Origin of the sequence: Flavihumibacter sp. ZG627, assembly GCF_000814325.1 — a bacterium.
Classification (GTDB): Bacteria; Bacteroidota; Bacteroidia; order Chitinophagales; family Chitinophagaceae; genus Flavihumibacter.
Window position 1 is genome coordinate 1 of sequence record NZ_JPHF01000023.1, and the last position, 5,255, is coordinate 5,255.

1 protein-coding gene is annotated in these 5,255 nt (G+C 45.5%); it reads right to left on the minus strand.

Annotated elements, in window-relative coordinates; translation table 11 throughout:
- On the minus strand, positions 1–5,255 hold a 5,255-nt coding region (locus HY58_RS18300; protein ID WP_039135594.1), incomplete at both ends, for a SprB repeat-containing protein.

Consider the following 5,255-nt stretch of genomic DNA (forward strand, 5'->3'; position numbering starts at 1 on the left):
AGAACCTACTTCCACATCAAGGGCGGTAGTACATCCATTGAGATCAGTGATCACAATGGTGTACATACCAGCAATAAGGCCATTGATATCTTTTGTAGCAGCGGTAAAGCCTGCAGGGCCTGTCCAGCTATATGAATAAGCTGGTGTACCGCCAATAACTTCTAACGCAATTGTTCCTGTTGCACCCGTACAAGCTGTCAGTCCAACGGTTGGAACCGCTGTGATGGTTTGAACATTAATCGTTACTTCAATATCTTTTGTTGCAGTACAGCCATTGGCGTCAGTAACTGTTACAGTGTAAACGCCTGGGGCGAGATTCGTTATGTCCTCATCTGATGAGTTGTAAGATCTTGGTCCGTTCCAGCTAATGGTATATGGCGCAGTTCCGCCATCAATGATAAGATCAATACCACCATTGTCAGAAGTACAGATTGTTTGAGTTATTACTTCAGTTAAATCAATGGTCTGTATCTCAGATCCTACTTCCACATCAAGTGTAGTTTCACACCCATTGATATCGGTGATCACCACAGCATACATTCCAGCAACTAATCCGGTAAGATCTTTTGTACCAGCAGTGAAACTTCCCGGACCCGTCCAGCTATATGAGTAAACCGGCGTGCCACCTGTTACTTCAAGCGTAATCGCTCCGGTTGCACCAGTACAAGCTGTCTGGCCAACAGTTGGTAACGCGGTGATGGTTTGAACTTCAACAGTTACCTCAATTGATTTTGCAGCCGTACAACCATTATCATCGGTTACAGTTACGGTATACATTCCCGGCGAAAGATCCACAAGGTCCTCTTCTGATGACCTAAAGCTTCGGGGACCATTCCAACTGATCGTATATGGTGCAGTTCCACCAGCAACACTTAAATCAATCGAGCCATTTGATGTTGTACAGATCGCCGCTGTAATGTTCTCCGTAATATCTAAGATCATATCTTCCGATCCCACATTAATATCCAACGCTGCTTCACATCCATTTTCGTCAATTACAACTACGCGATAACTTCCGGTAGCCAATCCCGTTATATTCTGCGTACTGGCCGTAAATGATCCAGGTCCTGTCCAGCTATAACTATATCCACCAGTTCCTCCACTCACTTCAATGTTTATCTCTCCCACAGAACCTGTACAAATAGTTGGCTGCATTGTCGGAACGATAACAATCTCCTCCGGCTCAACGATATCTATGCTGCTGCTACTCTGACAGCCAATAGCATCTGTTACCTCTACAGTATAATTTCCTGCTGGCAATCCAACGGCCCTGTCAACAGCCTGTTGTGGCAGCGTTTGCCATACATAACTATATCCCGGGGTACCACCATTGGCCACCGCCAGGGCTGTTCCACTTGACTCACCCCTGCACAATACTGGTGTAGCAGTGATGCTGAGTTCCGGTAATGCACGAACCTCTATTTCAACAGTGGAGGATACTTCACAATTATTGAGATCGGTATAGGTATATGTTATAGTGTGAACGCCCACTCCGGCAATGGCAGGATCAAAACTTCCTGCAGAACTAACTGCAACTCCGGTCCACACACCTCCAGCCGGATTAGCCGAAAGCTGCACCGAAGCTCCATTCTCACAAAGCGGTACTACCGGATCAATTGCCACCAGCAGGTCATTGATTGTGATTGTAGTGGTACAGTTTGCCGTATTGCCACAATCATCCGTAATAGTCCAGGTAATAGTGGAAACACCAGCTTCAAATATACCACTCGCGTCATTGCCCGTACCATCACGCATTGTAGCACCAGTAATAGTGTAACTATAATTTAAATTGCCACCACAACTGGCTGTTCCGTCAATTGCCGGTATGGTGTAGATACCGTTTTCATTCCGGCACAATACCTGGTCGGCAACGCAATTGATCACAGGATCCAAAGGTGCTATGGTATATACATATTCCCATGTATCTGTATGTCCTGCACAATCAATATAACTATATGTATAGGTTACTGTTCCTGAACAATCAGCTCCCAATGCTTCCGTCCTAACGGGCAAGCCTACTGGTAGAAGAATATTATTACATGCATCTCTTACTTCTGGCAGTATTGTCGATATTGGCTCAGTAGCATCAGCAAGACAGTTCACCACAGAACTTCCCGCAGTTTCGGTAATACTAAACGGAAGCAGGTCAACAGTCACCACATAATCCCATGTAGCTACATTATCTGCGCAATCACGATAGGTATACCTATAGGTCCTGCTTCCTTCGCAGGTAAGCGGATCAGGTGAATCAATAATTAATGGCTCACCCTCCGGTAATAAGGTATTACCACAAGCATCTGTAACCGAAGGTAGTTCTGACGCATCCGGCGCACTGATATCCGCAATACAATTCACCGTTATTGCCCCGGGCAATGCATCAATGGTAAATGCCTGCAGCTCTACCTGGTAAACAAAATCCCAGGTTGCAACACTGCCGGCACAATCGCGATAGGTAAACCGATAGGTGCGCGTGCCTTCACAGGTTAATGGGGCTGGACTGTCAATGATTTCTACATCCTGGTCAGGATCGATAACATTACCACAGGCATCTGTTACTGTTGGCAATATTTCCGGAAGAACTGCTTCTGAAATACATCCTACTAGAGCTAAACCTGCGGGCTCAGTTATAGAAAATACAGGCAGATCAATGGTATAAATATAATCCCAACCTGCTTCATTACCGGCACAGTCGCGGTAGGTATAACGATAAGTAACTGTTCCTTCACATGTTATCGGTGAGGGATCCATTATGATCACAGGCTCACCAACAGGCTGCAAAATATTTCCACAACCATCAACTACTTCAGGAAGCAGTCCAACTGCTGGCTCCACCACATCGGTCATGCAGCTAACATTGCTTGCCCCTGAGGGATTGCTAATCGTAAATGTGGGCTGTACTACCGTATATATATAATCCCATGTGGCGGTATTATCCGCGCAATCACGATAGGTATAGCGGAAGGTTCTGCTTCCTTCACATGTAAGCGGATCGGGATTATCAATTATTTGTGGTTCTCCTTCAGGCAGCAAAATATTTCCGCAATTATCTATCACATCAGGAAGGACAGGCAACAATGGCTGAACGGCTTCACTGATACAATTCACTGACTGGTTTACAACCGGTGTGGTAATGGTGAATGAAAGCGCTTCAATATTGTATGCATAATCCCATGTAGCAGTATTATCTGCACAATCCCTGTATGTATAGCGGAAACGAATTGTTCCTTCGCAGGTAATCGGATCGGGTTCATTCACAATCACCGGATCCCCTTCCGGTAAAAGGATATTACCACAGGCATCAGTAACCGAAGGGAGTTCACTTAATGCAGGCAATGTTGCTTCAGATAAACAGTTTACCGTGCGTAAACCAGGTGCTGCGCTAATAGTGAAAGGCAATTGTTCGATCGTATAGATATAATCCCATGTGGCAGTATTGCCCGCGCAATCCATGTAATTGTATCGCCATGTTATTGTTCCTTCACAAGTGAGGGGCGATGGCATATCGATCCGGACAGGTACTCCTGATGGTGCTAATAAATTATTACATGCATCGCGTACTTCAGGAAGCATATCAGCTGTTGGCTCTACGGCATCGCTTATACAATTTACCGTAGCAGTACCCGCCGGATCAGCGATGCTGAATACTGGCTGACTAATGGTGTATATAAAATCCCATGTAGCTGTATTATCTGCACAATCCCTGTAAGTATAACGGAATGTTATGGTGCCTTCGCAGGTAAGCGGGGATGGATCTTCTATCCTCTCCGGTGCACCATCCGGCAGTAAACTATTTCCACAGCCATCAGTAACCGAAGGCAGGATTCCAGAAGCTGGTTCAACTGCATTACCAATACATTCCACTGTTGCTCCACCTGCAGGTATATCGATAGTAAATACCGGTTGTTCGATAGTGTACACAAAATCCCAGTTCGCTTCATTGTTATCGCAGTCGCGATAAGTGTAACGGAAGGTTCTTGTTCCCTCACAACTTAAAGGTGATGGATTATCAAGTATAACGGGATCGCCTACCGGCAATAATATATTTCCGCAATTATCAGTAATTGCAGGAAGTTCTGAAGGTTGTGGTTGTATAGCTCCGCTAATACAATTCACTGATGCAGCACCATTCGGTTCCGTTATTACAAAAGGCGTCACCTCTATCCGGTACACATAATCCCAGGTGGCAATATGATCGGCACAGTCGCGGAAACTATATCTATAAGTAATAGTTCCCTCGCAGCTAATAGTGGCAGGATCATTTATTATAACCGGATCGCCGATTGGTGAAAGCAGGTTACCACAGGCATCCCGCACATCACCTAATTCAGCTACCCCTGGAACAGTAACTTCTGATAAACAATTCACAGTTGCAGATCCTGCAGGGGTACTGATAATAAAGCTGGGTACAGAAATAGTGTAGACAAAATCCCATGTAGCTGTATTATTATCGCAGTCACTATAGGTATATCTGAATGTTCTTGTTCCTTCGCAGGTCAGCGGATCGGGTGATTCAATGATTGTTGGATCTCCGACCGGACTCAACAAATTACCACATGCATCTTCCACCACAGGCAATTGATCTGCAGTGGGGGTAATGGCTTCAGCAATACAATTTACAATTGCAGTTCCTGCAGGGGCTGAAATGCTGAATGGAAGCTGCACGATGGTATATACGAAATCCCAGGTAGCAGTATTTCCCGCACATTCTGTATATGTGTAGCGGTAGGTTACTGATCCCTCACATGTAAGTGGTGAGGGATCATTGATCACTTGTGGCGGACCATCCGGCTGCAGTGGATTGTTACATGCATCCAGTACAACAGGAAGCAGGCTTGCTGCTGGCTCGGTGGCGTCCGATATACAATTTACCGTTGCGGCACCTGCCGGATCAGTAATAGTAAACAATGGTGCATCGATAGTATAAATATAATCCCAGAATGCTTCATTACCGGCGCAATCCACATACCGGAAACGGAAAGTTCTTGTTCCCTCACAAGTGATGGGAGACGGATTATCAATTATTGCTGGCTCTCCTGCAGGCATTAGTACTACACCACAGGCATCAGTAACTAACGGCAGTCCAACAACTGGTGGTATAGCAGCAGATACACAGTTAACGGTTGAAGATCCTGGCAAGGCATCAATGCTGAAGCTGGCCATCTGGATGGTATAAACATAATTCCAGGTGGCTGTTGCGCCACTACAATCGGTATAGGTAAAGGTATAGGTCTTGATACCTGTACATAGTTCATCCG